Origin of the sequence: Jannaschia halovivens (genome assembly GCF_046452375.1) — a bacterium.
In the GTDB taxonomy this organism is placed as follows: Bacteria; Pseudomonadota; Alphaproteobacteria; order Rhodobacterales; family Rhodobacteraceae; genus Jannaschia; species Jannaschia halovivens.
The window spans coordinates 173,014-196,584 of record NZ_JBKFDJ010000002.1 but is presented as its reverse complement, the minus strand read 5'-3'; the positions used below and the strand labels follow the sequence as shown (position 1 = coordinate 196,584).

At 68.3% G+C, this 23,571-nt stretch carries 21 protein-coding genes; 10 read left to right on the top strand and 11 right to left on the bottom strand.

Going from position 1 to position 23,571, the window contains the following annotated elements; all coding sequences use genetic code 11:
- Positions 1 to 44: 44 nt before the first annotated feature.
- The 7 genes from ACK8OR_RS14345 to ACK8OR_RS14315 all read right to left on the bottom strand — a co-directional run bounded on the left by ACK8OR_RS14345 (position 45) and on the right by ACK8OR_RS14315 (position 8,511).
- Complete coding sequence (locus tag ACK8OR_RS14345) at positions 45 to 548, bottom strand: sarcosine oxidase subunit gamma (RefSeq protein ID WP_410190097.1); 504 nt, start codon at positions 546 to 548, stop codon at positions 45 to 47.
- On the bottom strand, positions 541 to 3,477 hold the full coding sequence (locus tag ACK8OR_RS14340) for a sarcosine oxidase subunit alpha family protein (RefSeq protein WP_410190096.1): 2,937 nt from the start codon (positions 3,475 to 3,477) through the stop codon (positions 541 to 543). Before ACK8OR_RS14340 ends, ACK8OR_RS14345 begins: the two co-directional genes overlap by 8 nt.
- Positions 3,474 to 3,737 (bottom strand): sarcosine oxidase subunit delta, encoded by a 264-nt coding sequence (locus ACK8OR_RS14335; RefSeq protein WP_410190095.1) that lies wholly within the window; start codon positions 3,735 to 3,737, stop codon positions 3,474 to 3,476. Before ACK8OR_RS14335 ends, ACK8OR_RS14340 begins: the two co-directional genes overlap by 4 nt.
- A gap of 37 nt (positions 3,738 to 3,774) precedes the next feature.
- The gene (locus ACK8OR_RS14330; protein ID WP_410190094.1) at positions 3,775 to 5,025 is read right to left on the bottom strand and encodes a sarcosine oxidase subunit beta family protein; all 1,251 of its coding nucleotides are present in this window, start codon (positions 5,023 to 5,025) and stop codon (positions 3,775 to 3,777) included.
- A gap of 143 nt (positions 5,026 to 5,168) precedes the next feature.
- Positions 5,169 to 6,140: a TadE/TadG family type IV pilus assembly protein gene (locus ACK8OR_RS14325; protein ID WP_410190093.1), complete on the bottom strand. Its 972-nt coding sequence runs from the start codon at positions 6,138 to 6,140 to the stop codon at positions 5,169 to 5,171.
- Positions 6,140 to 6,751 (bottom strand): TadE/TadG family type IV pilus assembly protein, encoded by a 612-nt coding sequence (locus ACK8OR_RS14320; protein ID WP_410190092.1) that lies wholly within the window; start codon positions 6,749 to 6,751, stop codon positions 6,140 to 6,142. The genes ACK8OR_RS14325 and ACK8OR_RS14320 overlap by 1 nt, the downstream gene beginning before the upstream one ends.
- The gene (locus ACK8OR_RS14315) at positions 6,748 to 8,511 is read right to left on the bottom strand and encodes a pilus assembly protein TadG-related protein (protein ID WP_410190091.1); all 1,764 of its coding nucleotides are present in this window, start codon (positions 8,509 to 8,511) and stop codon (positions 6,748 to 6,750) included. The genes ACK8OR_RS14320 and ACK8OR_RS14315 overlap by 4 nt, the downstream gene beginning before the upstream one ends.
- A gap of 296 nt (positions 8,512 to 8,807) precedes the next feature.
- Between ACK8OR_RS14315 and ACK8OR_RS14310 the strand changes: the two genes are divergently transcribed.
- Positions 8,808 to 10,235, top strand: a complete 1,428-nt coding sequence (locus ACK8OR_RS14310; RefSeq protein WP_410190090.1) for a Glu/Leu/Phe/Val family dehydrogenase — start codon at positions 8,808 to 8,810, stop codon at positions 10,233 to 10,235.
- A gap of 68 nt (positions 10,236 to 10,303) precedes the next feature.
- Positions 10,304 to 12,238, top strand: coding sequence for a cation:proton antiporter domain-containing protein (locus tag ACK8OR_RS14305; RefSeq protein ID WP_410190089.1), 1,935 nt, complete (start codon positions 10,304 to 10,306; stop codon positions 12,236 to 12,238).
- On the opposite strand, the gene ACK8OR_RS14300 is transcribed toward ACK8OR_RS14305, so the two are convergent.
- Positions 12,235 to 12,687: an Lrp/AsnC family transcriptional regulator gene (locus ACK8OR_RS14300; RefSeq protein WP_410190088.1), complete on the bottom strand. Its 453-nt coding sequence runs from the start codon at positions 12,685 to 12,687 to the stop codon at positions 12,235 to 12,237. The genes ACK8OR_RS14305 and ACK8OR_RS14300 overlap by 4 nt on opposite strands.
- A gap of 136 nt (positions 12,688 to 12,823) precedes the next feature.
- Here ACK8OR_RS14300 and hppD point away from each other — a divergent pair, with 136 nt between their 5' ends.
- The 5 genes from hppD (at position 12,824) to ACK8OR_RS14275 (ending at position 16,074) form a co-directional block, all read left to right on the top strand.
- Positions 12,824 to 13,915, top strand: a complete 1,092-nt coding sequence (gene hppD / locus ACK8OR_RS14295) for a 4-hydroxyphenylpyruvate dioxygenase (protein WP_410190087.1) — start codon at positions 12,824 to 12,826, stop codon at positions 13,913 to 13,915.
- 533 nt (positions 13,916 to 14,448) lie between these two features.
- Positions 14,449 to 14,826: a hypothetical protein gene (locus ACK8OR_RS14290; protein ID WP_410190086.1), complete on the top strand. Its 378-nt coding sequence runs from the start codon at positions 14,449 to 14,451 to the stop codon at positions 14,824 to 14,826.
- Positions 14,827 to 14,901: 75 nt separating this feature from the next.
- Positions 14,902 to 15,483 (top strand): RNA polymerase sigma factor, encoded by a 582-nt coding sequence (locus ACK8OR_RS14285; RefSeq protein WP_410190085.1) that lies wholly within the window; start codon positions 14,902 to 14,904, stop codon positions 15,481 to 15,483.
- Entirely contained in the window at positions 15,473 to 15,706 is a 234-nt protein-coding gene (locus ACK8OR_RS14280; protein WP_410190084.1) for a hypothetical protein, read from the top strand. Before ACK8OR_RS14285 ends, ACK8OR_RS14280 begins: the two co-directional genes overlap by 11 nt.
- Entirely contained in the window at positions 15,703 to 16,074 is a 372-nt protein-coding gene (locus ACK8OR_RS14275) for a periplasmic heavy metal sensor (protein WP_410190083.1), read from the top strand. The genes ACK8OR_RS14280 and ACK8OR_RS14275 overlap by 4 nt, the downstream gene beginning before the upstream one ends.
- On the opposite strand, the gene ACK8OR_RS14270 is transcribed toward ACK8OR_RS14275, so the two are convergent.
- Together ACK8OR_RS14270 and ACK8OR_RS14265 are read right to left on the bottom strand one after the other, a co-directional pair.
- Positions 16,071 to 17,588, bottom strand: coding sequence for an NAD(P)(+) transhydrogenase (Re/Si-specific) subunit beta (locus tag ACK8OR_RS14270; RefSeq protein WP_410190082.1), 1,518 nt, complete (start codon positions 17,586 to 17,588; stop codon positions 16,071 to 16,073). The genes ACK8OR_RS14275 and ACK8OR_RS14270 overlap by 4 nt on opposite strands.
- 12 nt (positions 17,589 to 17,600) lie before the next feature.
- Complete coding sequence (locus ACK8OR_RS14265) at positions 17,601 to 19,175, bottom strand: Re/Si-specific NAD(P)(+) transhydrogenase subunit alpha (RefSeq protein ID WP_410190081.1); 1,575 nt, start codon at positions 19,173 to 19,175, stop codon at positions 17,601 to 17,603.
- Positions 19,176 to 19,285: 110 nt separating this feature from the next.
- Between ACK8OR_RS14265 and ACK8OR_RS14260 the strand changes: the two genes are divergently transcribed.
- The 3 genes from ACK8OR_RS14260 (at position 19,286) to ACK8OR_RS14250 (ending at position 22,579) form a co-directional block, all read left to right on the top strand.
- Positions 19,286 to 20,032: an SDR family NAD(P)-dependent oxidoreductase gene (locus ACK8OR_RS14260; protein ID WP_410190080.1), complete on the top strand. Its 747-nt coding sequence runs from the start codon at positions 19,286 to 19,288 to the stop codon at positions 20,030 to 20,032.
- A complete protein-coding gene (gene kynU, locus ACK8OR_RS14255) occupies positions 20,029 to 21,231 on the top strand; it encodes a kynureninase (protein ID WP_458363908.1) in 1,203 nt (400 codons plus the stop codon). Before ACK8OR_RS14260 ends, kynU begins: the two co-directional genes overlap by 4 nt.
- A 70-nt stretch (positions 21,232 to 21,301) precedes the next feature.
- A complete protein-coding gene (locus ACK8OR_RS14250; RefSeq protein WP_410190078.1) occupies positions 21,302 to 22,579 on the top strand; it encodes a DUF3422 family protein in 1,278 nt (425 codons plus the stop codon).
- Between the two features lie 105 nt (positions 22,580 to 22,684).
- Here ACK8OR_RS14250 and argB read toward each other — a convergent pair whose 3' ends face one another.
- Positions 22,685 to 23,551 carry an acetylglutamate kinase gene (gene argB / locus ACK8OR_RS14245; protein ID WP_410190077.1) on the bottom strand — a complete coding sequence of 289 codons (867 nt, stop codon included), beginning with the start codon at positions 23,549 to 23,551 and terminating at the stop codon, positions 22,685 to 22,687.
- Positions 23,552 to 23,571 lie beyond the last annotated feature (20 nt).

Sequence of the window (23,571 nt, the reverse complement as noted above, 5' to 3'; positions counted from 1 at the left end):
ATATCGGGTCGCGCCGGGGGAGAGTCGAGGGGCGCGCGCTGTGCCTACGCGTCGCGTCGCGCAGCCACGCCCTTCATGGCGCGCTCGATCTCGTAGACGGCGCTGGCCGCCATCGAACGGAAGATCATGATGCGAAACGTGTCCGGCCCAATGCGGTGGAACAGCGCGTTCATATGACCCAAGAGACTGCGCGCCGTGTGACCGGGCTTCAGGATCGCAGCGTTCAAGTCGAGCGGCGTCAGCCGGGCCAGAACGTCCGCCGCGTCCGGCCCCTCCAGCCGCATCACGCACCACGCGTCGGTCTGGTCGCAGGCGACCGTTCCATCGGGCGCGTCCACGGGGCCGATGGCCATGGCCTGTCTCCGTCCCGACCAAAGCAGCGTCGCTTCGCCCCGGGTCGCCGTCTCGCCCGGCGGGGGCAGGTCGGTGCCGTCGGTCAGGGCCGAGAGCGCGGTGATCGCGTCGGGCCATTCTTCGGTCAGCGTGCACTGACCGATTGTCTGGGGCAGGAACCCTTCGGCAGGCGAGCGGGCGGTGAGTTCAGCCACGGGCGCGTCCTCCGTCCGGGTCGAACTGCACCGGGTCCACGATCACGACCTCGCAGAAATTGTCGTTGAGGGTATCGACCAGATCCAGACGCTCACCGATCCGCGCCCGACCGTTCCGCACGAAGCCCAGCGCGATGTGGCCGCCCAGAGCGGGCGAGATACAGGGCGAGGTGACATAGCCCTGGTCGTTCGCGGGGGTGATCTCGGCGTCCTCGACGAAGAGATGCGCGCCGGCGGTGATGAAGCTGTCATCCTCGGCCCCGCGCAGCCCGACCAGTTCCTCGCGATCGGTCAGCATGGCCGGGCGGCGGGACGCGTCCTTGCCGATGCAGTCCTTCTTGGTGCTGATCATGCGGTCCATGCCGATGTCGAAGGCCGTCACGCGGCCCGTGATCTCGGCATGGGTGATGAAGCCCTTTTCGATCCGGAGCACGTTCAGCGCCTCCATCCCGTAGGCGCCGCCGCCGAGGGCCTCGGCGCGGGTGACCAGATCATCGTAGAGCGCAGCGCCATAGCGGGACGGTACCGCGATCTCGTAGGCGTGCTCGCCCGAGAAGGAGATCCGGAAAAGGCGACCCGGGACGCCGTGCACGGTGACGGGGCCGCAGCCCATGAAGGGGAACGTTTCGTCGGTGACGGGCTCGGCCACGACGGCGCGCACCAGCTCCCGCGCGCATGGTCCCGCGACCGAGAACTGCGCCCAGGCTTCGGTCGCCGACACGATCGCCACGCGCCAATCGGGGCGCAGGCACTGCGTGACGAATTCGAGGTAGCGCATGACCTGACCCGCGGCGGCGGTGGTGGTCGTCATGACGTAATGCTCTGGGCCAAGGCGCGCGGTGGTGCCGTCATCCATGACGAACCCGTCTTCGCGCAGCATAAGGCCGTAGCGCGCGCGGCCCTCCTTCAGGGTCGAGAACATGTTGGTGTAGACCAAATCCAGAAGCGCGGCAGCATCGGGCCCCTGGATGTCGATCTTGCCCAGCGTACTGACATCGGCGACGCCCACCGTCTCGCGCACCATCGCGGCCTCGCGGCTGCAGGCGGCGCGCCAGTCCTCGCCGTCCTTCGGGAACCAGCCGGGGCGATACCAGAGGCCGGTTTCGATCATCGGTGCCCCGCGGGCCGCGCTGGCCGCGTGGCTGGTCGTCAGCCGCTCGGGCGCGAAGCCCGCGCCGGTGGCGCCTGCGCCCATCGCGGCCATCGGCACGGGCACGAAGGGCGGACGGAAGGTCGTCGTCCCGGTTTCGGGGATGCCGCGCCCCGTAGCGTCCGCTAGGATCGCCAGCGCTGCGACGTTCGAGGTCTTGCCCTGATCGGTCGCCATGCCCTGCGTGGTGTAGCGCTTCATGTGCTCGACCGAGGCAAAGTTTTCCTGCGCGGCCTGCATCACGTCCTTGGTCGTGACGTCGTTCTGGAAGTCGAGCCAGGCGCGATGCCGGGCCGTCTTCGGCGCGTCCACGGACCAGAGCGGCGCGATCCCCCCCGCCGTCTGCGGCGCATCGGGCAGCGTGACGGGCGTGATCGTACCCGTCATCGACCCGAGCGCGCGCGCCGCCGCGTCCTGCCCGCCGGACAGCGCCGCCGCGGTCGAGAGATCGCCATTTGCGGCTCCCGCGACTTCCAGCCCCGGCACCGCCTCGGGGGCCGGCCGGAAGGCGGCGATGGCATCGTCCCAGACCGGCCGGGCGCCGGTGTGGCAGGTCAGGTGCACGCTCGGGTTCCAGCCGCCGGACACCCCGAGGATGTCGCACTCGATGCGGTGCTCGCCCCCGCCGTTGCGGCGCACGGTCACGCCCGTCAGCCCGAGGCGGCCATGAGCGCGCGTGACGTCGCCCCGGATGACGTCGTAGTCGCCCCGCGCCTCGACCCCCTCGCGCGGGTCGACCACGGCGGCCACGCGCACGCCCGCGTCGATCAGGTCGGTCGCGGTGCGGTGCGCGTCGTCGTTGTTGGCGAAGATCGCGACGCGGGTGCCGCCGACCGCGCTCCAGCGGTTGAGATAGGCTCGCACGGCCCCCGCGAGCATCACGCCGGGACGGTCGTTCATCGGGAAGGCGATGGACCGCTCCAGTGCGCCAGCCGCCAGCACCGCGCGTCGCGCCGAGATCCGCCAGAAGCAATCGCGCGGCAGGTCGGGGTGGGGCTGGGCGATGTGGTGCGACACCCGTTCCAGCGCGCCGTAGGTGCCGCCGTCATAGGCGCCGGTCACCGTGGTTCGGGTCATCACGCGCACGCCCGCATCCCGGAGCGCGGCCGCCTGCACGTCGATCCACGCGGCCGAGGGCTTGCCGGCCAGCGTCTCGGTCTCGCAGAGCAGCCGTCCGCCCAGCCGGTCGCCCTCATCGCAGAGGATGACGTCCGCGCCCGACCGGGCCGCAGTCAGCGCGGCGACGAGGCCCGCGGGCCCGCCACCGATGACGAGGAGGTCGCAATGCGCGAACGCCTTCTCGGAGCGCCACGGGTCGGGCGCACCCGACAGCGCGCCGAGCCCGGCCGCGCGGCGGATAATCGGCTCGTAGAGCTTTTCCCAGGCCGCGCGGGGCCACATGAAGGTCTTGTAGTAGAAACCGGCGCCGAGGAACGGCGCGGCGAGGTCGTTGACCTTCATCGCGTCGAATTTCAGCGAGGGCCAGGCGTTCTGGCTGCGGACCTGAAGGCCGTCGAACACCTCCTGCGTGGTGGCGCGCACGTTCGGGATGGCATGGGCGCCGGAATGGGTCGTGACCAGCGCGTTGGGTTCGGCGCTGTCATGGGTCAGGGGGCCGCGCGGGCGGTGATACTTGAAGCTTCGGCCCATCAGCCGCGTGCCCTCTGCCAGCAGCGCCGAGGCGACCGTGTCGCCCGCGCGGGCCTCGACGACGCGGCCATCGAAAGTGAAGCGCAGCGGCGCGTCGCGGTCGATCAGGCCACCGGTCTCGGTCCTCATGCGGTGCCCTCCCGCGCGAGGCGGACGGACCGGATCTCGTGGGTGACGGTGTCGCGCTCGACCAGGAGCCATGCGCCGCACCCGGCCTCGTGCTGCCAGAGGTCGCGGGTCGGCCCGGCGGGATTGTCGCGGTTGTGCAGGTAGTCGTCCCACACGGCGACGGGTGCGCCCGCCTCGGGCCGGGCGAGATAGGTCTCGTGGCCGAGATAGTAGAACTCGCGGCGGTCCCGATCGCCGCAGAGGGGGCAGGTCAGGCGCATGGGGCGGCTCCGGCCGGTCTCTGGGGATGCTGCATGGTCAATGGAGGTTGTGCTGCGACCCGGTCGCTTCCTCGTCGATGATGTCGCCACGGGCGAAGCGATCGAGACGGAAGCGAGCGGCGGGTGCGTGATGATTGCCGGTGGCGATCAGATGCGCGGTCGAGAAGCCCGAGCCGGGAACGGCCTTGAACCCGCCATAGCACCAGCCCGCGTTGACGATCAGGCCGTCCACGGGCGCGTGGTCGATGATGGGCGAGCCGTCGGGCGTCATGTCCATGATCCCGCCCCAGCTCCGGAGCATCCGGGCCTGTCCGAGCATCGGCATCATCGCGATCCCGGCCTCCATGACGTGCTCGGCCATGGGCAGGTTCCCGCGGGCGGCGTAGCTTGCGTAGAAGTCGAGGTCGCCGCCGAAGACGAGGCCGCCCTTGTCGGATTGGCTGATGTAGAAATGCCCCATGCCGAAGGTGATGACATGGTCGAGACAGGGCTTCAGCCCCTCGGTCACGAAGGCCTGGAGGATGTGGCTCTCGATCGGCAACCGGAGGCCCGCCATCGCCGCCGTCTGGCTGGAGCGGCCGGCGGTGACAAGTGCCACCTGCTTGGCCCGGATCGCCCCGCGCGAGGTCTGGACGCCGCGCACCCGCCCGCCCTCGACGTCGATGCCCGTGACCTCGCAGTTCTGGATGATGTCGACGCCCCGCATGTCGGCGCCCCGCGCGAAGCCCCAGGCCACCGCATCGTGGCGCGCGGTGCCGCCCCGCCCGTGATAGAGCGCGCCGAGGACCGGAAAGCGGGCGTTGTCATGGTCGAGCATCGGCAGGCGGGCGCGGACGCCGTCGCGGGTCAGGAGCTCGGCGTCGTCGCCCTGGGTCACCATGGTGTTGCCACGGCGGACATAGGCGTCGCGCTGACCGTCGGAATGGAAGAGGTTGTAGATGCCGCGCTGGGACATCATCGCGTTGTAATTCAGCTCCTGCTCGAGCCCCTCCCAGAGCTTGAGGGAATGGGAATAGAACTGGGAATTGCCGGGCATCCCGTAGTTGGCGCGCACGATCGTGGTGTTCCGGCCGACATTGCCGCCGCCGATATACCCCTTCTCGAGAACGGCGACGTTGGTGATGCCGTGTTCCTTGGCCAGGTAGAAGGCTGTCGCCAGGCCGTGGCCGCCGCCGCCGACGATGACGACGTCATAGGCGTCCTTCGGTTCGGGCGAGCGCCAATGGGGCGTCCAGCCCGTGTTGCCGCGCAGGCCCTGGCGAAGGATTTCTAAGGCGCTGAAGCGCATCTGGCGTGATCCCCGGTCGTCCCTCGGGGCAGCCTAGCGGCAGGGCGGTTCGGGACAAGCCCCCGGCGGCGACACGGGGCGGTCGATCTGCGACTGCGCCGGGGGATCAGGTGCGACGATGGACCGCTTCAGATGCAGGGATCTCAATCGTCATCGTCGTCATCATCGTCATCGTCATCGTCATCGTCATCGTCATCGTCATCGTCGTCGTCGTTGCCGTGGTCGGTGTCGCCCGTCCCGGCCGCGCCTCCGGCATCGGCGACCTGCTGCGGCTGGCTGCCGACGAAGGCCAGCCACCACTCGGCGAGGCGCGCCCAAAAGCCGGATTGCGATTCGTCGCCATCGGAGATTGCGTCCCAATAGGCCTCGTTCGCGGCTGCGATAACCTCCTCGGAGGTGTCATCGTCATAGGCGGCCTCGGTCGCGGCGACGACGGCGGGGGCAGTCAGGTCCATGCCGCAGCCGATCCCCGCAGAGGTCAGGATGCTGAAGCTGTTGCCCATGTCCGACCCGCTGGACGGGCAGTCCCCGCTGGTGCTGACATCGGCGACGCCGGTGGGAAGCACGGTCGGGTCCATGTCGAGGCGCGGCCAATAGCGCTGGCGCGTCGTCACGAAGGTGTCGAAGACGCGCGGCTCGATACCCATGCCGTAGAAGGCCTCGAACTCGGTATAGGTCTCGACGGCCACGACCCGCTCGTTCGCGGCGAGGGTCGGGATGCGCGGCAGGAATTGCAGTAGACGCGTGTCGGTGAGCGCGGGATTGCCCTCGCTGGCATAGGACCAGATAACGGCAAGCTGGTCGCCTTGACGCTGGATCTCGCTGACGCGGATCCACGACTTGCCCTCCGAGAAGGTCATCGTCTCGAACATGTCGGTCATGCCCTGAAGCTGCGCCGGCGTGGTCGAGGAGTTGGTGATCCGCGAGAGCACGTCGCCTAGCGCATAGGCCGCCTTCACCGTCGCGCCTTCCTTCCGGTAGGCATCGAAATAGGAGAACCCGGCGAGGAACGCGACGATGAGGGCGGGCATCATCACGGTCGCCTCGACCGAGACGGCGCCGTCGTCGCGGCGCAGGAACGCCGGAACGGGCAGGCGATCGAACAGGCGGCGCATCACACGGGCTCCACGATGAAGGCGGTCGAGGTGACCATGCGGATGGTGCCGTCGATGTCGTTCACGAGGTCGGCCCCGAGGCCGAACGGAATGATGGGATCGACGGAATAGCAGGCGCGCATGAGGATCAGCTTCTCGGCGCGGTTCGAGATGAAGGCGGCCGTCTCGGTGCCCGCGACGCTGAAGTCCTGGCACGGGGTGTCCGAGGTCGGCATGGCCATCGTCGCGACGTTGATCTGGGTCAGCTCCACCAGCAGGTTCGACTGGCAGTTGGGCAGGATGCGGGCGCGCGCACAGATTTCGTCGCGCAGCTCGTCCTGGGAGATCGAGCCGACGCCGTCGAGGCGGATGTCGCGCGTCGCCATGTCGACGCCCCGCTCCAGCATGACCTGCCGCGTCATCAGCATCGAGGTCTCGAAGGACGCAAGGAAGATGCCCAGGAAGAGGGGCAGCAGGATCACGAATTCGACCGTGGCCCCGCCCCGTTCGCGGGCGGAATCCGGGTGGTCGTCGTCGCCGAGGCCGACGCTCCGGTCGAACCGGTTCATCACCGGTGTGGCGATCAGGCTCCAGATCGCGCCCATGGTGCGAAGGATGCGGCTCGCCCTCATTGCGTGAGCCTCAGGCGGTTCATTGAAGTGAAGATCTCGTCGAACGCGCTGGTCGGATCGAGGCCGTTCACATCGAAATAGTTGCCCGCGTAGTCGTCGCCCGCACAATCGCGCATGGCGTCTTCACCTGCCGAGGGGGCGCTGACGGCGATCGTGTAGATGATGATGCCCGCATCTCGCGCGGCCTTGCACGCCGCCGAGAGGTTGTTGTCGGCGACGGTCGCGTTGGCGACGTTCTCGTAGGCGTAGCGATAGGTCTGGCGATCGGACCAGGGCATTCCGTTGGTCAGTCGCGCGTAGATGTAATCCGTCGATATCAGGGAATAGAGGTCGGAATTGTCGATCTCGACAGCCTCCGAACCACCGTAGGGCGTGCTGCGATACTCGTCGTAATACCCGTTGCGGCGGACCATGTAGCTGTTGTTGGTCGGCGACCAGATAGACAGGATCGTGTCCGATCCGAGGTTCTTGTCGAAGGACTTGGCCGGGTAGGGGCGCGGCTCGCCGTTCTTGTTCCGACCGAAGACGAGCCCGGCATAGGGCAGGGTCGGGGGCGTCGCGTCCGGATCTTTCTCGCAGGTGCCGGCGTCGTTGTAGCCGTAGGTGTAGAACGTGTCGCCGCCCCGTCCGTGACCGAAGGCGTGGCCGGAGGCGCCGATTCCGCAATCATTCGTTTCGCCCGCGACGGGCCAGAGCGTGCTGTCGGACGGAATCGCCCAGTCCGGGTTATAGGCGAAGATACCCGACCCGCCGACGCGCTGGGCGTCCTTGAGGTCGTATTGCTGGGTGTTCTTGCCGTCCGTCATCACGACCATCACCTTGCGCACGCCCGGCGTGCGGTGATCATACGGGCGACCGGTGAAGATCGACGGCACATCGCCATCCGCGATCATCGACGAGGCTTCTTCGCGCAAGGTCGGGTCGAGCAGGGCGAGGCCCCACTTCACGCCGAGATCCATGGCGGTGTTGGAATGCGCGGTCAGGCTGTTGATATGGGTCGTGAGCGCGACGACGTCGTTCGACCATGGCAGGATGCGTCCCTCGTCGCTCGCCTGGCATTGCGGGCGTGCCACGAGGCCCGTCGCGTTGCCGTCATCGTCGTCGGTCCAAGGATCGAAATGCGCGAGACGCTGGAGCACGGTTCCCGCGGCGATGCCGGTGCTGCTGTATTCGGTTCCGTCGAAGATGACGCAGTTCGAACTGGCGTGCTCGCCCGTCAGGTCGAATTTCGACGCGAGATCCTCGCCCAGATTGACGACGTGATTATAGGGGACGACCGAGATCGTGGTGACCAGTTCGCGGTCCTTCAGGAGCTTTGTGACGAACGCGTTGGCCGCCGTCTTGAGGTTGGTCAGCTTGCTGCCGCCCATCGAGCCCGACCGGTCGAGCACGAGCGCGATCTCGATCTCGGTCTGCTCTTCCTTGGCCTCCGACGAAACGGGCGTGATGATCGTGTCGACCCCCAGCATGTTCATGAAGAGGCTCTGGGTCTCGACCTCGGAGGCGACGGCGATGCGGCTGTTGAAGCCGTTGTTCTCGGAGATGACGCGCACCGCGTCCTCGGGATATCCCGCGGCGCGCAGGTAATCCTGCACGATCTCGCGGCCGTCGCGCGTGTTGTCGAGCGAACCCGCGGCGAGCACGGCGCGATCGACGGTATATTGCAGCTCGGTGCGGTTCACCTCGGCGCGCATCAGGTCGAGCGCGATGCCGCCGCCGACCAGCATCAGGATGAAGATGAACAACCCGAAAATGGTCATCGCACCGTCTTCCGATGCGTGAAACGCGTCTTGAGGTCGGGTGGACATGGCCAGGGTCGCCTTTCCGCCGGGTGTGACACCCCCGGTGCAATAGTTAACGAATCGAGGCGGACAGCGTGCCCGCATCGATTTTTATGTCAGGCCGATGCGGAGGATAGCGGGCGGATTTGTGGTGTTTCGATGGCCGGATCGGTCGAATTGAGAACAGTCCCCCCATGAATGGTTCTGTCGTTTCCGGATCGGGCCGTTAGGGTCACCGCATTGGCGGAATGATCCGCCGAAGGGAGGACATGAATATGGCGGACATGCACGGCGGCTTCAGCGCATCTGTTAACGCAATGTACGATCAGGCGGTGGCCCTGATGGATCTGAGCCCCGGACTCGCGCAGAAGATCCGGGTCTGCAACGCGACCTATACCGTGCGGTTCGGCGTCCGCCTCCGGGGCGCGATCCATACCTTCACCGGCTATCGCTCGGTCCATTCCGAGCACATGGAGCCCGTGAAGGGCGGCATCCGCTATTCCCTCGCGGTGCATCAGGACGAGGTCGAGGCGCTGGCCGCGCTGATGACCTACAAATGCGCGCTGGTCGAGACGCCGTTCGGCGGCTCGAAGGGCGGGCTCTGCATCGATCCGCGCGAATGGGAGCCGCATGAGCTCGAACAGATCACCCGCCGCTTCGCCTACGAGCTGATCAAGCGCGACATGATCAACCCCGCCCAGAACGTGCCCGCCCCCGATATGGGCACGGGCGAGCGCGAGATGGCGTGGATCAGCGACCAGTATCAGCGAATGAACACCACCGACATCAACGGCCGCGCGTGCGTCACCGGCAAGCCGCCCCATGCGGGCGGCATCGCCGGTCGGGTCGAGGCGACGGGCCGGGGCGTGCAATACGCCCTGCAGGAGTTCTTCCGCCATCCCGATGATATCGCCAAAGCCGGGCTTTCGGGCACGCTCGACGGCAAGCGCGTCGTGGTTCAGGGCCTCGGTAACGTGGGCTGGCACGCGGCGCAGTTCCTCTCGACCGAGGACGGCTGCAAGATCATCGCGGTGATCGAGCGGGATGGGGCGGTGCAGTCCGACGACGGCCTCGATGTCGAGGCGCTCCGCGCGCATATCCAGTCGACCGGCGGCGTGAAGGACTTCCCCGGCGCCACCTACGAGGCGGACGGCTCGAAGCTGCTGGAGGCCGAGTGCGATATCCTCATCCCGGCGGCCCTCGAGGGCACCATACACGAGGGCAACGCCGCCCGCGTGCAGGCGCCGCTGATCATCGAGGCGGCCAACGGGCCCGTCACCGCCGAGGCGAATGCCATCCTTCTCGAAAAGGGCACCGTCATCATTCCCGACCTCTATGCCAATGCCGGGGGTGTGACGGTCAGCTATTTCGAATGGGTCAAGAACCTCAGCCATATCCGCTTCGGCCGGATGCAGCGCCGCGCCGAGGAGGCGCGCCACCACGTCCTCGTCAACGAGCTGGAGCGGCTGTCGAAGAACCGCGACGTGGCCTGGACCCTCTCGGACGACTTCAAGAAGAACTACCTGCGCGGCGCAGGGGAGCTGGAGCTGGTCCGCTCGGGCCTCGACGACACGATGCGCGGCGCCTACCAGTCGATGCGCGAGGTCTGGCATGACCGCGACGACGTCCACGACCTGCGCACGGCGGGCTTCATCGTCGCCATCAGCCGGATCGCCGCCACCTATCAGGCCAAGGGCCTGTGACGCGCGGGCGGCATCGGTCGCGCCGGCGCCGCCTTTCGAATCTTGCAGCCGTCGCCTAGACGGGACGGATGGAAAGCTTTCTCGTCCAGGCGGCGATCTACCTCGCGGCGGCCACGCTCTGCGTCCCGCTTGCGGTGCGCTTCGGCCTGGGCTCCGTCCTGGGCTACCTGATCGCGGGCATCCTGATCGGCCCGGTCGCGGGTTTGGTGGGATCGGAAACCGAAAGCCTTCAGCACTTCGCCGAGTTCGGCGTCGTCATGCTGCTCTTCGTGATCGGCCTAGAGCTCGAACCGCGGGCGCTCTGGGACATGCGAATGCGCCTCGTGGGGCTTGGGGTGGGGCAGATCGGACTGACCATGGCCGCCGTCGCCGGGATCGCGGTGGCCTTCGGCTTCGCTTGGCAGACGGCGATCGCGATCGGCATGGTCTTCGCGCTCTCCTCGACCGCGATCGTCATGCAGACCCTACAGGAGCGGAACCTGACCGCGACACGCGGCGGCCGCTCGTCCTTCTCGGTGCTGCTGGCGCAGGACATCGCGGTCATCCCGATGCTGGCGCTGATGCCGCTCTTGGCGCTGGCCCCGGCGACGACCGGCGGCGGCGATCATGCGGAGCCAGCCATGGGCGACGGGTCTGCGGCGACGATGGCCGCGGATGTCGGCCACTGGGTCGATACGCTGCCCGCCTGGGGCCTGACCGCGCTGACCGTGGCGGCGGTGGCCTTCGTGATCGGCGCGGGCGTCTTCCTGACGCGCCCGATCTTCTCCTTCGCCGGACAGGCCCGCCTGCGCGAGATGCACACCGTCGTGTCGCTGCTCTTCGTGATCGGGGTCGCGGTCCTGATGATCCTCGTCGGGCTGTCGCCTGCGCTGGGCACCTTCCTCGCTGGCGTCGTCCTCGCCAATTCCGAGTTCCGGCATGAGCTCGAGGCCGATATCGAGCCGTTCAAGGGTCTCCTTTTGGGGCTCTTCTTCATCACCGTGGGCGCGGGCATCGATTTCGGCACCTTCCTCGCGCAGCCGGTCGTCATCCTCGGGGTGACGCTTGGGTTGATCGCACTCAAGGCGATCATCCTCTTCGCGCTGGCCTTCGCCGCGCGGCTGAAGGGGACGGACCGCATCCTCTTCACGCTGTCACTGGCGCAGGCGGGCGAGTTCGGTTTCGTGCTCGTCTCGGTCGCGGTGTCGGACGGGGTGTTCGGCCGCGAGCTGTCGGGTGTCCTGCTGCTGTCCATCGCGCTCTCGATGCTGGCGACACCGCTGCTCTTCATCCTGCACCAGAAGCTCACGGAGCGGATGCAGACCAGCGAGAGCCATCCCGACGACGAGATCGACGAGGAGGGGCATTCCGTCATCATCGCCGGTGTCGGACGCTTCGGGCAGGTCGTGCACCGGATGCTCCAGGCGGCGGGTGTCAGGGCCGTCGTGCTCGACCGCGACATCGAGACGATCCGGCTGCTGCGCGGCTTCGGGATCAAGACCTACATGGGCGACCCGACCCGGCCCGAACTGCTGGAGGCGGCGGGGCTGGCGACGGCCAAGGTGCTGGTGATCGCGCTGGACGACCGGGCCGACGCGGTGCGGCTGACCAAGCTCGCGCGGGCGTCGAACCCCGATATCCACATCGTCGCGCGGGCCTATGACCGGGTCCATGTCTACGAGCTCTGGCGCGCGGGCGCGCGGCAGATTGTGCGCGAGATGTTCGATTCGAGTCTGCGGGCCGGGCGCTACGTGCTGGAAGACCTGGGCTGGTCCGAGACCGAGGCGTTCCAGGCCCGCGAGGCGTTCTTCCGTCACGACCGCGAGGCCCTGAAGGACCTCGCCGCGCTCTGGGAGCCGGGGGTGCCGATCGACCGGAACCCGGCCTATCGGGCGCGGGCGCAGGAATATAATCGCGACCTCGAAAGCGCGCTCCTGTCACGCTTCGGCGAGGATGCCGATGCCGTGGCCGCCGAGACCGAGCCGATGCCCGAACCGCCCGCATCCCGCCCATCCGGCGCCTAGAGCGGCAGCGGTCCGTCGCGCTTGGGCTGATCCATGACGATCTGGCTCTGGACCCGCGCGACGGCGGGATGGGGCAGAAGGACGTTGTGCACGAGGTCGTTCAGGCTTCCGAGGTCCGGGCACCAGACCCGCAGGAGGTAGTCGGCCTCGCCCGTCAGGGTCCAGACCGATGCCACCCGCGGTTCCGTCTCGAGCTGCCGCAGCAGGGTGCGCGCGCCTTCGGGGGCGTGGCTGGCCATTTGAACCTGCACGAAGGCCTGCACGTCGAGCCCGAGCCGCGTCGGATCCAGACGTGCCGTGACCGACCGGATATAGCCGTCCGCCTCGAGCCGTGCCCGCCGTCGCCGCACCTGACTGGCCGAAAGGTTCAGCCGCTCCGCCAGCCGGTCCGAGGGAAGGCTCGCATCGCGTTGCAGAAGGTCGAGCAGGTTGCGGTCGAGGGCATCCATCGCCGGATGATGCACCGACCGCGCAGCTATGTCTATTTTCGCGCGCGAAATCGCCGAACTATGAGAATCGCACGGCACGGATCGCGCAGTTTGCGCCCGATTGCCGGCTTATATGAGCCCAAAGAGGAGATGTCCCATGGGCCCGTTCCCCCACCACGCCCCCTATGCCGAGATCAGCGACGCCAACCCGGCGGGCACCGACGGGTTTGAATTCGTCGAGTTCGCTCATGAAGATCCGCAGGCGCTGCGCGATCTCTTCACGCGGCAAGGCTACGCCCATGTCGCCACCCACAAGACGCGTGCTGTCGAGGTCTGGCAGCAAGGCGACATCACCTATCTCATCAATGCCGAACCGGGCAGCCACGCGATGGATTTCGTGGCCGAGCACGGCCCCTGCGCCCCCTCGATGGGCTGGCGCGTCGCCGATGCCGACCACGCCTTCCGCCATGCCGTCGAGAAGGGCGCCGAGCCCTACGAGGGGTCGGGTAAGGTGATGGACGTGCCCGCGATCGTCGGCATCGGCGGCAGCCTGATCTACTTCATCGACCAGTATCGCGACGCCTCGCCCTACAACGCCGAGTTCGAGTGGATCGCGCAGGCGCATCCCGAAGGCGTCGGATTCCACTATCTCGATCACCTGACGCACAACGTCCACAAGGGGAACATGGACGTCTGGTTCCGCTTCTACGGCGACCTATTCAACTTCCGCGAGATCCGGTTCTTCGACATCGAGGGCAAGTTCACGGGCCTCCTGAGCCGCGCGCTGACCTCGCCCTGCGGCCGTATCCGCATCCCGATCAACGAGGACCGGGGCGAGACGGGGCAGATCGTCGAATACCTCAAGCGCTACAAGGGCGAGGGCATCCAGCACATCGCGGTCGGGGCCAAGGACATCTACGCCGCCGTCGACGCCATCGCCGAGAACGGCGTGACCTTCATGCCGAAGCCGCCGGAGACCTACTATCCGCTGTCGCGGGAGCGCGTGACCGGCCACGAGGAGCCGCTCGATGCGCTGGAAAAGCACGGTATCCTGATCGACGGCGAAGGCGTCGTGGGCGGCGGCGAGACGCGCATCCTTCTGCAGATCTTCTCGAAGACCTGCATTGGCCCGATCTTCTTCGAGTTTATCCAGCGCAAGGGCGATGACGGCTTCGGCGAGGGCAACTTCAAGGCACTGTTCGAGGCCATCGAGCAGGACCAAATCGAGCGCGGCGTGCTCGACGGCTGACGATCGGCTGGCGCTTGACGGCGAACCGGTCGAGGGTGCCGAGACCGCGCCTTCCTGTCGGTCAAATTTGACCGATCCGGGGATTTCTTGGAACCTTCGACCTCGCGCTCCCGTTCGTCTTGTGAACCACCGAGTCGGGGCCGCAGTGCCTCGTCACGCCCGCATCTGCCGCACCGGACCAGACCGAGATCGCGGGTCCAGTCGCGGCTCCGCTCGGTGGTTTCGACCAGGATCGGCCCCCCGGCCATCGCGTGACCCGTCGCGCCCGAGACCGGGATTCGGCCCATCGTCTCCGGGCGCTTCCCGGTGGTTGTGCGGTGCGGGGAGTGTCCGTTTGAGCGGCGCCCCGGTCTGATACAGGCCGGGGCGTTTGTTCGTCCGGCCGTCCGATCCCGAGCCCCCCGAGAAAAGTCGTCTACAGCCGCGTAGGGCCGGGGGATCGCCTGCGTATCCCTCTGTAACCGGCCTGCGTCGATGCGTGGGTCGGGACCATCCAACCGGGTCGCGGCGCGACCCCCAGGCGAGGACATGACATGCTCAGATCGACCTTCATCGGGGCCACTGCCCTTCTGATCGGTGCGGCGGCCCAGGCCCAGACCGTGACCGTGACCAACTCCAACGGCGGCAGCGTCGTCACCGACCGGAGCTGCGCCCCGAGCGGCGACGGCACGCTCGATTGCGTCGCGACATCGACCATCACGGGCCGCGAGGGGCGCGTGTTCCTGCGCGACCGTACCTGGTCGGGCAACCGGAGCGGCGCGACAGGCAGCACGGTGCTGACCGACGCACAGGGCCGGACCTATCTGCGGGATCGGACCCGCGTTTCCAGCCCGGCCTCCGGCACGGTCGTCACCCAGCGGACCGGACCCCGCGGCAACACCGAAACCCGAACCGTCACGCGCACGCGCTGAGGGCGGCCCGGCCGAAGACGAGGCTGGCCCCGGCGGGCGGGGCCGTGGATGCTGGGGCGAACCGGAGGGGGCGGCTTGGCAGAGGCGACCGAGACGGAGACGCGGGCCCAGGCCGCCCTCGCCGCACTCGCGGCGGGGGAGGCGGGGGCGCTGGACGACCTGATGTCCCTGCTCGGGGCGCCGATGACCGGGTTCCTCGCGCGCTTCCTGGGGTCCGATGACGCCGCCCGCGACTGCACGCAGGATGTCTTCCTTGCGATCTGGCGATCCGCCGCGCGGTACGATCCCGCGCGGGGCAGCGCGCTATCGTGGATCTATGCCATCGCGCGCAACAAGGGCCGCGATGCGCTGCGCCGCCGCCGCCTGCGGCAGGTGGTCGGCCTCGAGCCGCTGGGCAACGTGCTGGCCTCCGATGCGCCGGGGCCGGAGCGGGTGGCGATGGCGCGAAGCGACGTGGACAGGACGCGCGCCGTGATCCACGATCTGCCCGATCGGCAGCGCATGGCCCTTCTGATGTCGGTCGTGGCCGGGCTCAGCACGGCGGAGATCGGGTCGGCGATGGGGCTGTCGAACGGGGCGGTGGAGCAGCTTCTGGTGCGCGCGCGGCGGCGCCTGCGCGACGTGCTGAGCGGGGAGGGCAAACGGCATGACGGGTGAACGGGATCGCGGAACGCTCGACGGGCTGGTCCGCCGAGCAAGCACCGCCGCGCCGCCGGGTCGACCGCTTCCGGGGCCCGCGCGTGGGGGACCGGAACCGGCGGCCCTGATCGTCATCCTGTTCCTCGGGTTGCTGGTCGGGGCGACGGTTCTGGCCGCCTATGCCTTCGACCCGGTGGATCTTCTCCAGAGCATCGCGACGGGCGGCGGGGTCATGCCATGAGGTCGGAGCGCGCCATTCGGATCGGGCTGCGCGTCGTGTTGGCGCTGTCGCTTCTGCTGAACGCGGTGGCGCTGGGCGCGGTCTGGGCCATGTTGTCTTTCCGCGCCGACTACAATCTCGAGAACGTCGCCCTGCCGCGCCCCGAGCGTCGTGCCGTCCGGGCCGCGATCCGGGACCGGCGGGACGAAGTGCGCGCCCCGCTCATGGCGGTGGCCGAGGCGCGTCGGGCCTTCGTGACCGCCGCCGAGGCCGAACCCTACGATCCCGCCGCGGCGCGCGCGGCACTGGCCGAAGTGCGGCAGCGCTCCACGGAACTGCAAAGCGCGCTCCAGGGCATCATGCTCGACGCCTTGGAGGCCGACCGCTAGTCGATCTTGGGCATCAGCGTGTCGAGCGAGGCCTTGGCGTCGCCGTAGAACATCCGCGTGTTGTCCTTGTAAAAGAGCGGGTTCTCGATCCCCGAATAGCCGGTTCCCTGACCGCGCTTGGATACGAAGACCTGCTTGGCCTTCCACACCTCCAGCACCGGCATCCCCGCGATGGGGGAGTTCGGATCGTCCTGCGCGGCGGGGTTCACGATGTCGTTCGAGCCGATGACGATCACCACGTCGGTGTCGGGGAAGTCGTCGTTGATCTCGTCCATCTCGAGCACGATGTCGTAAGGCACCTTGGCCTCGGCCAGAAGCACGTTCATGTGGCCGGGCAGGCGGCCTGCGACCGGGTGGATCGCGAAGCGCACGTTCTTGCCCTTGGCGCGCAGCTTGCGGGTCAGTTCGGCCACCGCCGACTGCGCCTGCGCCACCGCCATGCCGTAGCCCGGCACGATAACGACGCTGTCGGCCTCGTTCAGCGCGGTGGCGACACCGTCGGCGTCGATGGCGACCTGTTCGCCCTCGACCGCCATCTGCTCGCCCGCGGGGCCGCCGAAGCCGCCCAGGATCACGCTGACGAAGGACCGGTTCATGGCCTTGCACATGATATAGCTGAGGATCGCGCCCGAGGAGCCGACCAGCGCGCCGACCACGATCAGAAGATCGTTGCCCAGCGAGAAGCCGATCGCGGCAGCGGCCCAGCCCGAGTAGCTGTTCAGCATCGAGACGACGACCGGCATGTCCGCGCCGCCTATCCCCATGATGAGGTGGTAGCCGATGAAGAGCGCGGCCAGCGTCAGGATCGCGAGCGCCAGGGCGCTGCCCGATCCGAGATACCAGATGAGGCAGATCACCGAGATCGCCGCCGCCGCCGCATTCAATGCGTGACCGCCCGGCAGCTTCTTGGCCGCCGTGTCGATCTTGAACGGCAGGAGGCTCGAGTTGCCCGACAGCTTGCCATAGGCGACGACCGAACCCGTGAAGGTGATCGCGCCGATCCAGACCCCGAGGGCCAGTTCGATCTGCAGGATCGTGATCTCGACCGGGATCTTCTTGGCGACGACCGTGCCGAAGCCGCGGAATTGGTCGACCACGAGGGCCGAGGCCAGCGCCACGTCCGGGGCCTCGGCGTAGCCGCGCGGGAAGGGAAGGCCAGCCTCGGCGAAGGCCGCGGCGACGCGTCCGATCTCGATATGGGCATTGAGGCCCACGAAGACCGCCGCGAGGCCCACGAGCGAGTGCATCGCGGCCACGAGCTCGGGCATCTGGGTCATCTGGACGCGCGTGGCCAGCAGGTAGCCGATCGCCCCGCCGAGCCCGATCAGGATGATCGACAGGGGCCAGAGCCCCGCGCCCGGCCCGACGATGGTCGCGACGACGGCCAGCGCCATCCCGACGATGCCGTACCAGATCGCGCGCTTGGCGCTTTCCTGGCTCGACAGACCGCCGAGCGAGAGGATGAAGAGGACGCCTGCGACGACATAGGCCGCGTTGGTGAATCCGAGTTCCATGATGCGTGCCCCTTACGACTTCTGGAACATGGCGAGCATGCGCCGTGTCACGAGGAAGCCGCCGAAGATGTTGATCCCGGCCATGAAGACCGAAAGCGCGGCAAGGATGATCACGAGCCACGAGCCGCTGCCGATCTGGAGGAGCGCGCCTAGGATGATGATCGAGGAGATGGCGTTGGTGACAGCCATCAGCGGCGTATGCAGCGAATGCGCGACGCCCCAGATCACCTGGAAGCCCACGAAGCAGGCCAGCGTGAAGACGATGAAATGCTGCATGAAGCTGGCCGGCGTATAGAGCCCCGCGAGCAGCAGGAGCGCCCCGCCGACGGCCAGGAGGCCGACCTGGAACTTCGTCTCGGACTGGAAGGCCGCGACTTCGGCGGCGCGCTTCTCCTCGGGCGACAGCTCCTTGGGCTTGTCCTTCTTCTGGACGGCGATGGCCGCGACCTTGGGCGGCGGCGGCGGCCAGGTCGTCTCGCCGGAATGCGCGATGGTCGCGCCCCGGATGACGTCGTCTTCCATGTTGTGCACGACCTGTCCGTCCTTCTCGGGGGTCAGGTCGGCGATCATGTGGCGGATGTTGTTGCCGTAGAGCGTGGACGACTGGGCGGCCATGCGGCTGGGGAAGTCGGTATAGCCGACGATGGTGACGCCGTTCTCGGTGACGATCTTCTCGTCCTTGACGGTCAGCTCGCAATTGCCGCCGCGCTCGGCGGCGAGGTCGACGACGACCGAGCCGGGCTTCATCGCCTCGACCATGTCCTTGGTCCAGAGCACCGGCGCCGGGCGGTTGGGGATCAGCGCGGTGGTGATGACGATGTCCATGTCGGGCGCCAGCTCGCGGAACTTCTCGAGCTGCTTGGCCTGGAACTCGGGACTGGATGGCGGGGCATAGCCGCCGGTCTCGGCGCCGTCGGGCAGCTCGCTGTCCTCGAATTCGAGATAGACGAACTCGGCGCCCATCGATTCGATCTGCTCGGCCACCTCGGGGCGAACGTCGAAGGCGTAGGTGATGGCCCCGAGCGAGGTCGACGTCCCGATGGCCGCGAGGCCCGCGACCCCCGCGCCGACGACGAGGACCTTGGCCGGGGGCACCTTGCCCGCCGCCGTCACTTGCCCCGTGAAGAACCGGCCGAAATTGTTGCCCGCCTCGATCACAGCGCGATAGCCCGCGATATTGGCCATGGACGAGAGAGCGTCCATCTTCTGCGCGCGGCTGATGCGGGGGACCATGTCCATCGCGACCACGCTGGCGCCCTTGTCGCGCGCCATCTCCATCAGCGCTTCGTTCGAGCCGGGATAGAAGAACGAGATCAGGGTCTTGCCATGGGCCAGCCGCTTGACCTCGGTCTCGGAGGGCGGCTGCACCTTGACGATCACGTCGGCCAGCTTGAAGACCTGCGCGCCGGTCTTGACGACCTCGACATCGGCTGCGCGATAGGCCTCGTTGGTGAAGCCCGCCGCCTCGCCCGCGCCGCTCTCGATCAGCACCTCGTGGCCGAGCTTCTGGAGATGCCCCGCACTCTCCGGTGTGATGGCGACGCGGTTCTCGCCGGGCTGGACCTCTTTCGGTGCGCCGATCTTCATTGCATGTTCTCCCCGGGGCGTGACGTGCTGTGCGTCCATATAGCCGGCTGCAACCTTCCTCAAGGCCAGCCGCCACGTCACGACATTATCTTGCGCGAAGGAGGTTGCCCTTGGGGAAGACACTGGAGGGGCGCCACGCGCTGGTGACCGGCGGCGGCACGGGCATCGGCCGCGCCATCGCCGAGACGCTGCTGGCCGAGGGTGCGGCAGTCACCGTGACCGGCCGCCGGGCGGCGCCGCTGGCCGAGGTGCAGGGCGCGTATCCCGTCGAGATGGACGTGTCCGACGAGGCGTCGGTCGTGGCCGGCATCGCCGCGGCGCGCGACCGGAACGGGCCGGTGACGATCTGCGTGCCGAATGCCGGCATCGCCGAGGGCGCGACGATCCCGAAGACCGACGCCGAGATGTGGCGGCGTATCATGTCGATCAACCTCGACGGCGCGTTCCACACGATCCGCGCCTGCCTTCCCGACATGGAACCGTGGGGCCGCGTCATCGCGGTCTCGTCCATTGCGGGGCTGAAGGGCCTGAAGGGGGCCGCGGCCTATACCGCGTCGAAGCACGGCATGATCGGCCTGATCCGGGGGCTTGCGGCGGACCATCTGGGGCGCGGCGTGACCTTCAACGCGCTTTGCCCCGGTTATGTCGACACCGCCATCATCGACCAGAATGTCGACCGCATCAGCGCGCGGACGGGCATGTCGGATGCTGACGCGCGCGACGTCATGGTGGGCCTCAATCCCCATCGCCGCCTGATCGAGGTGGACGAGGTCGCAGCCGCCGCTCTATGGCTCTGCTCGGACGCGGCACGCTCGGTGAACGGGCAGGCGATCCAGATCGCCGGAGGGGAATATTGATGGACTGGCAGGCACTTCGGGACCGCTTCGTGCTGCCCGACGGGGTGATCTATCTCGACGGCAATTCGCTGGGGCCGATGCCGATGGGCGTGCCCGCCGCAATGGAGCGGGTGCTGGGCGAATGGTCGGGGCTTCTGATCCGGGGCTGGAACGCGGGCGCGGGCGGCGAGGGCTGGATGGGCTGGCCCACCCGGCTGGGCGACCGGATCGGGCGGCTGATCGGGGCCGCGTCGGGGTCGGTGACCTGCGGCGATACGCTTTCGATCCGGGTCTATCAGGCGCTGGCTTCGGCGATCCACATGGCGGGCGACGGCCGTCGCGTGATCCTGTCCGACAGCGGCAATTTTCCGACCGATCTCTACATGGCCGAGGGCCTGATCGCGACGCTGGGCGACGGTTGGACCCTGCGGGTCGTTGCGCCCGAGAACGTGGCCGATGCCCTGACGGAGGAGGTCGCCGTGCTGATGCTTACCACCGTCGACTATCGGACCGGGCGGCTGCACGACATCGCCGGGCTCGACCGTCGGGCCAAGGCGGCGGGCATCGTCACGGTCTGGGACCTGGCCCATTCGGCCGGCGCGCACGAGGTCGATCTTGCCGGTGCGGGTGCCGATTTCGCCGTGGGCTGCACCTACAAGTATCTCAACGCGGGACCGGGCGCGCCCGCCTTCGTCTATGTCCGCCCCGACCTTCAGGATGCCGTTCGGCCCGCGCTCTCGGGCTGGCTGGGTCATGCCGCGCCGTTCGCCTTCGACCTCGACTACCGCCCCGGCGCGGGGATCGAGCGGATGCGCGTCGGCACGCCGCCGGTCCTGCAACTCGCCGCGCTGAACGCGGCGCTGGACGTCTGGGACGGGGTCGACATGGCCGCCATCCGGGCGCGGTCGCTGGGCCTCTCGGCGCGCTTCGCCGAGGGCGTGGCGACTCGGTGCCCCGACCTCGTCCCCGCGCTTGCCGTGGATGTCCCGCGCGGCAGCCAGGTCAGCCTGCGCCATCCCGAGGGCTATGCCATCGTTCAGGCCCTGATCGCGCGGGGCGTGATCGGCGATTTCCGCGCGCCCGACATCCTGCGCTTCGGGTTCACGCCGCTCTTCATCGGCGAAACCGAGGTCGACGCCGCCGTCGACCACTTGGCCGCGATCATGGACCAGCGCGCTTGGGACCGGCCGGAATTCCACGCCCGGCAGGCCGTGACCTGAAAGCCGCCATGCACCGGCATACCGCGCGGTCCGCTTGGCAGCCCGGCGCGGGGTGCTAGCTGGACCCCCCATGCTGACCGATCACCCCCGTCGTTACGAACTGGCCAACGAGCTGCATGCGCGGCCCTTCCCGGCGCTGACGGCCCCGTGTCGCGCGGCGTTCGTCGCCATCAAGCGCGAGACCGATGCCGCGACCCGCGACCGCAGCCTCGACCGGGCGCATCTCGACGCGCTGCTCGACCGGTTCGGGGCCCAGCGGCCCGCGCCTGGAGCCACGCATTTCTTCGGCCAGCTCGGGAAGCATCGGCTGAAATGGGAAAGCCATACGGAGTTCGTGACCTACACGCTCTTTTCCGACGGCGTCGCAGATCAGCCGTTCGACGGGCGCATGTTCGAGGTATTTCCGGCCGATTGGCTGGCCGAAGCCCCGGGGGTGCGGGTCACCTCGGCCCTGATCCGGGTCGAGGCGGAGACCCCGAACGATGAGATCGCGCCGAAGCTGGACCAGTGGTTCGTGCCCGAAAGCCTGGCGTGCAGCCGGGTCCTCGACGGATCGGCGACGATCGCATCGGATTTTCGCATCGACACGAACGGCCATGTCCGCTTCGCCGTCTTCACCACGGCCGAGACCGGCCAGCGGCGGGTCGGGCGGATCGTGCAGCGCCTGACGGAGATCGAGACCTACAAGACGATGGCGATGCTGGCCCTGCCGCGGGCGCGCGCGCTTTCGGCCGATCTGGGTGTCATGGACGGCACGCTGTCCGAGCTGGTCGGCGGACTGCGCGAGGGGCGGAGCCAGACCGAAGAGACGCTGAGCGGGCTGCTGACAATCGGGTCCGATCTCGAGACGATGCTCGCGCGCTCCTCGTTCCGCTTCGGCGCGATGGAAGCCTACGAGGCGTTGGTCCAACAGCGCATCGAGGTGCTGCGCGAGGAGCGGTTCGGCGGGCGCCAGACCTTCGCGGAATTCATGATGCGCCGCTTCGATCCCGCGATGCGGACCTGCCGCAGCGTGCAGCGGCGGATGGAGGCGCTGGCCGAGCGGGCCAAGCGGGCGGGGGACCTTCTGTCGACGCGGGTCAATGTCGACCGTGCCGATCAGAACGCGCGGCTCCTGCGCTCGATGGACGAGCGATCGGCGGCGCAGCTTCGCCTCCAGAAGACGGTCGAGGGCCTGTCGGTCGTCGCGATCAGCTATTACGCGCTGGGGCTGGTGGCGTCGCTGCTCTACCCGTTGGGCGTGCGGATGGGCTGGTCCAAGGAGATGGTGATGGCCGCCGTGGTGGTGCCCGTCGTCCTTGCGGTCTGGTGGGCCGTTCGCCGGGTGCGCAAGGGCATCGACCGCTGAGAGCCCGGCCCGTCCGGGGCATCGAGCCCCGTCCGTCCCGGCGAGAGGCGCCGCCTCTCGCGCTCTCTGGCATATTTCTGGACCGTCGAAGGCCCGCGCGCCACCTCAGGCCAGCCGGATCAGGCTGCCCGCGCCGTGTTCGGTGAAGAGCTCGAGCAGCACGGCGTTCGGCACCCGTCCGTCGAGGATGACCACGGCCCGCGTGCCCCCCTCGAGCGCGGCCAGCGCCGTTTCGGTCTTGGGGATCATGCCGCCCGCGATGACGCCCTCGTCGGTCAGCGCGCGCACCTGTGCCGCCGTCAGCGCCGTCAGCACCTTGCCGGTGGCGTCCTTCACGCCGGCCACGTCCGTCAGGAGGAGGAGCCGGTCGGCGTTCAGCGCGGCCGCCATGGCCCCGGCCGCCGTGTCGCCGTTGATGTTGAACGTCTCGTCGTTCCGGCCCGTGCCGATGGGCGCGATGACGGGGATCATCTCGTCGCGGAAGAGGCTGTGGAGCAGGCGGGCATCGACCTCGGACGGGGTTCCGACGAAGCCGAGATCAGGGTCGGTCTGCTCGCAGGTGATCATGTCGGCATCCTTGCCGGTCAGTCCGACGGCGCGCCCGCCGGCGGTGTTGATCGCCTGCACGATCCGCTTGTTGACCTCGCCCGCGAGGACCATTTCGACAACGCGCATCGTCTCGGCATCGGTGACGCGCTTGCCGCGCACGAATTCGGATTTGACGCCCAGCCGCTCCAGGAGCTGGTTGATCATCGGGCCGCCGCCATGGACGATCACCGGGTTGATGCCGACCGTGCGCATCAGGACCACGTCCCGCGCGAAGCTGGCCATGCCGTCATCCGAGCCCATGGCGTGTCCGCCGAGCTTGATGACCACGACGGCGTCGTCGTAGCGGGTCAGGTAGGGCAGGGCCTCGTTGAGGGTGCGGGCGATGGCGGCGTTGTCGCGGGTCATGTCGTCTCGGGTCTTCATGGGGGCGGCTCCGGGTGTTC

Bases quoted from the DNA above. Each gene is read 5' to 3' on its own strand.
- ACK8OR_RS14340 (WP_410190096.1), bottom strand. From the start codon at position 3,477: ATGAGGACCGAGACCGGTGGCCTGATCGACCGCGACGCGCCGCTGCGC.
- ACK8OR_RS14335 (WP_410190095.1), bottom strand. From the start codon at position 3,737: ATGCGCCTGACCTGCCCCCTCTGCGGCGATCGGGACCGCCGCGAGTTC.
- ACK8OR_RS14330 (WP_410190094.1), bottom strand. From the start codon at position 5,025: ATGCGCTTCAGCGCCTTAGAAATCCTTCGCCAGGGCCTGCGCGGCAAC.
- ACK8OR_RS14325 (WP_410190093.1), bottom strand. From the start codon at position 6,140: ATGCGCCGCCTGTTCGATCGCCTGCCCGTTCCGGCGTTCCTGCGCCGC.
- ACK8OR_RS14320 (WP_410190092.1), bottom strand. From the start codon at position 6,751: ATGAGGGCGAGCCGCATCCTTCGCACCATGGGCGCGATCTGGAGCCTG.
- ACK8OR_RS14315 (WP_410190091.1), bottom strand. From the start codon at position 8,511: ATGACCATTTTCGGGTTGTTCATCTTCATCCTGATGCTGGTCGGCGGC.
- ACK8OR_RS14310 (WP_410190090.1), top strand. From the start codon at position 8,808: ATGGCGGACATGCACGGCGGCTTCAGCGCATCTGTTAACGCAATGTAC.
- ACK8OR_RS14305 (WP_410190089.1), top strand. From the start codon at position 10,304: ATGGAAAGCTTTCTCGTCCAGGCGGCGATCTACCTCGCGGCGGCCACG.
- ACK8OR_RS14300 (WP_410190088.1), bottom strand. From the start codon at position 12,687: ATGGATGCCCTCGACCGCAACCTGCTCGACCTTCTGCAACGCGATGCG.
- hppD (WP_410190087.1), top strand. From the start codon at position 12,824: ATGGGCCCGTTCCCCCACCACGCCCCCTATGCCGAGATCAGCGACGCC.
- ACK8OR_RS14290 (WP_410190086.1), top strand. From the start codon at position 14,449: ATGCTCAGATCGACCTTCATCGGGGCCACTGCCCTTCTGATCGGTGCG.
- ACK8OR_RS14280 (WP_410190084.1), top strand. From the start codon at position 15,473: ATGACGGGTGAACGGGATCGCGGAACGCTCGACGGGCTGGTCCGCCGA.
- ACK8OR_RS14275 (WP_410190083.1), top strand. From the start codon at position 15,703: ATGAGGTCGGAGCGCGCCATTCGGATCGGGCTGCGCGTCGTGTTGGCG.
- ACK8OR_RS14270 (WP_410190082.1), bottom strand. From the start codon at position 17,588: ATGGAACTCGGATTCACCAACGCGGCCTATGTCGTCGCAGGCGTCCTC.
- ACK8OR_RS14265 (WP_410190081.1), bottom strand. From the start codon at position 19,175: ATGAAGATCGGCGCACCGAAAGAGGTCCAGCCCGGCGAGAACCGCGTC.
- ACK8OR_RS14250 (WP_410190078.1), top strand. From the start codon at position 21,302: ATGCTGACCGATCACCCCCGTCGTTACGAACTGGCCAACGAGCTGCAT.
- argB (WP_410190077.1), bottom strand. From the start codon at position 23,551: ATGAAGACCCGAGACGACATGACCCGCGACAACGCCGCCATCGCCCGC.